Raw genomic sequence first — 4,858 nt, forward strand, 5'->3', positions numbered from 1 at the left:
GCGGTCGTACGAGCCGCCCTCTCCCTACCAGGCCGAGGGCGGCTCGTACGACCGCGTCGGTGGCGACTGCGCAGGCGGCGACGGCTGCGCCGGCACCTCGACCGTGCCCGGCCCAGCACCGGTGCCCGTACCCGCCCCTGTGCCCGGCCCCGTGCGCGATCCGGGCCCCCGGCCCGCGCGCCGCCTCGCGAGCAGCGTCCATACCCCGAGCCCCAGCACCAGCACCGTGCCCGCGCCGATCCCGCCCGCCGCGAGCAGCACCATCCTGCCGTCGCTGCCCGGACCGCCCGCACCGCCCGGATCACCGCCGCCGCCGCCGCCCACCGCGAAGTCCCCGGCGGGCCCGTCGTAGTCCGGCCCGCCGGTGGCCCGGCCCTCGATGTCCACCCGCATCGTCAGCCCGTACGGTTTGTCCCCGAACTCCTCGCCCACCTGCGGATTGAGACTGACCCTCAGGTAGTACCAGCCGGCGAACCGCATCTCCTTGTCTCCCACCCGGGAGCCGAAACGGTTCTCGTACGCCACCGGCGGCAGCGGATCGAGCGCCATGGTCTTCCGCTTGCCGCTGTACGACATCGCGCCGGTGCTGTCGACGAGTCCTCGCGCCGGGTTGTAGAGGGACATGGCCAGAGCGCCGGTCACAAATCCTCTGCCGTCGGAGCTGCCCAGATCCGCACCGGCGAAGAGCTGCTGTCCCCAGTCCACCGGCACCTTGTAGAAAAGCGATTCGCCCGGCTCGATCGACGCCGTCCACTCGCCGTCGGCGAGGACCGCGGCGTCGAAGAAGCTGGTCCCGCCCTGCCGCTCCCGCGGCGCGCCGCCGGCCGGCCCGGGAGAGGCGCTCGGCCACCGCGAGGGCGCCTCGGACGGCGTCGGGCCGGACGCCGCGAGCCCCGGCTCGGAGACATGGCGGATCTCCAGCTCCCACGGCTCGGGGGTGGAGGTGTCCGCGCTGGTCCGCTCGATGACGACGTAGTAGGGACCGGCCTCCTGGCAGGAGTACGCGCCAGCCTCGATCATCCGGTAGGCATAGGCCGCGAGCGGCCGGGGAAACCGGCCCGCCGAGCCGAACTGCGCGTCATTGGAGCCGCAGTCACCGCCCCGGCGGTCCTGGAGCGACACCTCGACCTTGTCCCCGTAGGCGACCGTCGTACCGAGCCGGGGCACGGCCACCGCCGAAACATAGGCGTTCGTCGCCGCGTCGAGATCCAGCCGGTAGACGAGCTTCTCGCCGGGCCCGATCGAATCCCGGTAGGTGGCGCCCGACTCCAGCGGTCGCGCGTCGCCCGTGGCCGCCGCGCCCGTGATCCGCCGCGCCTCGGGGTCGAAGACATACGGGCTCGGCTCGCCCACCGACGCCCAGGACCGCCCCGGCAGCGCCACCACGGCACCGGCCGCCACCACGGCGCAGACCGCCGTCGCCACGCACATCGCCGCCGCTCCGGCCGACGCCGCCCGGCCCCTGCTGCGCTGCCACTTCACGCGCTTCCCCTCGCCCTCTCGGCCGTTCCGCGCCGCGGCGGGCGCGACGCGCGTCCATCCTGCCCCGGCGCTCCCGCCACTGTCCCCCCGCACCGGTCCACCCACACGCTTTGCTCACGCAAGCGCACAATTCACGCCAGTGAACCCGTTACCCCGCCACAAAGACCCGCACGCACGAAGCCCCGGCCGCTCGGCGGCCGGGGCTTCCGTTTCAGGACTGTTTGGTCTCACACACCCGAACCTGCGGGCACGGAGTCGGTCGCCTCCGTCCACAGATCCTGCTCGGCGCGATCCGCCTGGATCTGGCGGTACACGAGGAGCCCGCCAATGGCGGCCAGTGCGATCAGGAGAAGCTTCTTCACCGCGCGACCTCGTCTTTCCTTGACGTAGGGGACTTCTGGCGCCCGACTATACACACCGACCGATACCGATCGGTGACCTGCCCGCAACCCAACTCGGGCCTTCATCAGGCAGAAAACGGAGCCGATCCGAAGAACTACGAAATGCAATCGGGTCCGTACGGAAGCGTTCCGTACGGACCCGATTGTCGCGGTGGGGCTAACAGGATTTGAACCTGTGGCCTCATCCTTATCAGGGATGCGCTCTAACCAACTGAGCTATAGCCCCGCGCTGCCCCTGAAGATTAGCGCACTCCAGGGCCAGCCCCAAAATCGATACCCGTCGCTCACTCGTCCTCGGCGAGCGTGAGCTCAACACCGCCCACGAAGCCCGCCGACAGGTTGTAGATGAAGGCTCCGAGCGTCGCCAGCGCCGTCGCCAGCACGACATCGATCACCGCGATGACCGAGGTGAAGATGAGCACCCGCGGCAGCGACAGGAACGACTGGAGGTCGAAGCCGTTGCTCTCGTTCGAGCCCGTGGCCTCGCTGATCGTTCCGCCGACCGTCGAGAAGACGCCCATCGCGTCCATGACCATCCACAGCACGGCGGAGGCGACGACCGTGCAGACGCCCAGTGCGATGGAGAGCAGGAAGCTCACCTTCATCACCGACCACGGATCGGCCTTCGCGACCCGCAGCCGGGCCTTGCGTGTACGCGGAGTCGTCCGTGCGCCCGTCCTCGGACGGCGTACGGCCGTGGTCGTGGCCGCGCCGCCGACCTGCGGCGCGGACGCCCCGGTCAGGCCCGGCTGCGGCCCCTGCTGTCCGCCCGGCGCTCCCCCGCCCGGCGAGGGATACGCCTGCGGCGGGTGATACGGCTGCGCGGTCGGCTGCGACTGCTCAGCGCCATAGCTTTCGTACGGAGGCTTGTGCCCCCGGGTATCGGTCACCGTTACCCCCTGGGAGTCCGTGGCAGGGCCACGGGCAACGTTCGCTCCGGAAGCGGCCGATCCGGCGCCCGTGGCTCCACTCACGCTCTACTCCTCGTGCTCCCCGGCCGAGGGCGGATTGCCCTCGGCGACGACCTCGGCCGTACCCGCCTCATCGGTCCCCGGGTCATCGGTCCCGTCGACCTCTTCCGCCTCACGGCCGGCCTCGGCATTACGCGCGATACCGACGACGGCATCGCGCTTGCCCAGATTGATCAGTTGGACGCCCATGGTGTCACGGCCCGTCTCCCTGACTTCGTTGACTCGCGTGCGAATCACACCGCCGCCGAGGGTGATGGCAAGGATCTCATCTGTTTCCTCGACCACCAGCGCGCCGACGAGCGATCCGCGGTCCTCCACAATCTTGGCGGCCTTGATTCCGAGGCCACCACGACCTTGGACGCGATACTCGTCCACGGCGGTTCGCTTCGCGTACCCGCCATCTGTAGCGGTGAAGACGAACGTACCGGGCCTGACGACATTCATCGACAGCAGTTCGTCGCCTTCGCGGAAACTCATCCCCTTGACACCCGATGTGGCTCGCCCCATCGGACGCAGGGCATCGTCCGTAGCGGTGAACCGGATCGACTGCGCCTTTCTGCTGATGAGCAGCAGATCGTCCTCGGCCGACACCAGCTCGGCCCCGATCAGCTCGTCGTCGGCGCCCGCCTCGGTCTCCCGGAGGTTGATCGCGATGACACCGCCCGAACGGGGCGAGTCGTAGTCCTTCAGAGGGGTCTTCTTCACCAGACCCGCCTTGGTCGCCAGCACCAGATACGGCACGGCGTCGTAGTCCCGGATCGCCAGGATCTCGGCGATCCGCTCGTCCGGCTGGAAGGCCAGGAGATTGGCCACATGCTGACCGCGGGCGTCGCGGCCCGCGTCCGGCAGCTCGTACGCCTTGGCGCGGTAGACCCGGCCCTTGTTCGTGAAGAACAGCAGCCAGTGATGGGTCGTCGAGACGAAGAAGTGGTCGACGATGTCGTCCTCCTTCAGCTTCGTACCCCGGACGCCCTTGCCGCCGCGCTTCTGGGAGCGGTAGTCGTCCGTCTTCGTACGCTTCACATAGCCGCCACGCGTGATGGTGACGACGATGTCCTCCTCGGCGATCAGGTCCTCGATGGACATGTCACCGTCGAAGGGCACCAGCTTCGAACGCCGGTCGTCGCCGAATTTGTCGACGATGACGGCCAGTTCCTCGCTGACGATCCGGCGCTGCTTCTCCGGCGAGGCCAGGATCGCGTTGTACTCGTTGATCTTCTGCTGGAGCTCGTCGTGCTCCGCGACGATCTTCTGCCGCTCCAGGGCGGCCAGCCTGCGGAGCTGCATCTCCAGGATCGCGTTCGCCTGGATCTCGTCGATCGCGAGCAGGCCCATCAGGCCCGTACGCGCGGTCTCGACCGTGTCGCTGCGCCGGATCAGCGCGATGACCTCGTCGATCGCGTCGAGCGCCTTGAGCAGACCGCGCAGGATGTGCGCCCGCTCCTCGGCCTTGCGCAGCCGGAACCGGGTCCTGCGGACGATGACCTCGATCTGGTGCGTCACCCAGTGGCGGATGAACGCGTCCAGGGAGAGCGTGCGCGGCACGCCGTCGACCAGCGCCAGCATGTTCGCGCCGAAATTGGTCTGGAGGTCGGTGTGCTTGTACAGATTGTTCAGTACGACCTTGGCGACCGCGTCCCGCTTCAGTACGACGACCAGCCGCTGGCCCGTGCGCGAGGACGTCTCGTCGCGGACGTCCGCGATGCCGCCGATCTTTCCGTCCTTGACGAGATCGGCGATCTTCTGCGCCAGGTTGTCCGGATTGGTCTGGTACGGAAGCTCCGTGACCACCAGGCACTGGCGGTTCTGGATCTCCTCGACCTCGACCACCGCGCGCATCGTGATCGAACCGCGGCCCGTGCGGTACGCGTCCTCGATGCCCTTGCGGCCCACCACCAGCGCGCCGGTCGGGAAGTCCGGGCCCTTGATCCGCTCGATCAGCGCGTCGAGCAGCTCCTCGTGCGTGGCCTCGGGGTGCTCCAGCGCCCACTGCGCACCCGCCGC

The 4,858-nt window shown here is 69.1% G+C and carries 4 protein-coding genes and 1 tRNA gene; all 5 read right to left on the reverse strand.

Annotated features, from left to right (window positions below; all coding sequences use genetic code 11):
* Nucleotides 1-24: 24 nt before the first annotated feature.
* Nucleotides 25-1,482 (reverse strand): hypothetical protein, encoded by a 1,458-nt coding sequence (locus BFF77_RS26925; protein ID WP_211280324.1) that lies wholly within the window; start codon nt 1,480-1,482, stop codon nt 25-27.
* A gap of 227 nt (nt 1,483-1,709) precedes the next feature.
* On the reverse strand, nt 1,710-1,844 hold the full coding sequence (locus BFF77_RS36325; protein ID WP_208857699.1) for a DLW-39 family protein: 135 nt from the start codon (nt 1,842-1,844) through the stop codon (nt 1,710-1,712).
* Nucleotides 1,845-2,035: 191 nt separating this feature from the next.
* Nucleotides 2,036-2,109, reverse strand: a tRNA-Ile gene (locus tag BFF77_RS26930).
* A 58-nt stretch (nt 2,110-2,167) separates the two neighbouring features.
* Nucleotides 2,168-2,773 carry a DUF3566 domain-containing protein gene (locus tag BFF77_RS26935; RefSeq protein ID WP_066954666.1) on the reverse strand — a complete coding sequence of 202 codons (606 nt, stop codon included), beginning with the start codon at nt 2,771-2,773 and terminating at the stop codon, nt 2,168-2,170.
* An 87-nt stretch (nt 2,774-2,860) separates the two neighbouring features.
* Nucleotides 2,861-4,858 (reverse strand): DNA gyrase C-terminal beta-propeller domain-containing protein (locus BFF77_RS26940; protein WP_066954669.1); only part of this gene is annotated, 1,998 nt, incomplete at its 5' end.

It is taken from the genome of Streptomyces lushanensis, from assembly GCF_001700515.1.
GTDB classification, from domain to species: Bacteria; Actinomycetota; Actinomycetes; order Streptomycetales; family Streptomycetaceae; genus Streptomyces; species Streptomyces lushanensis.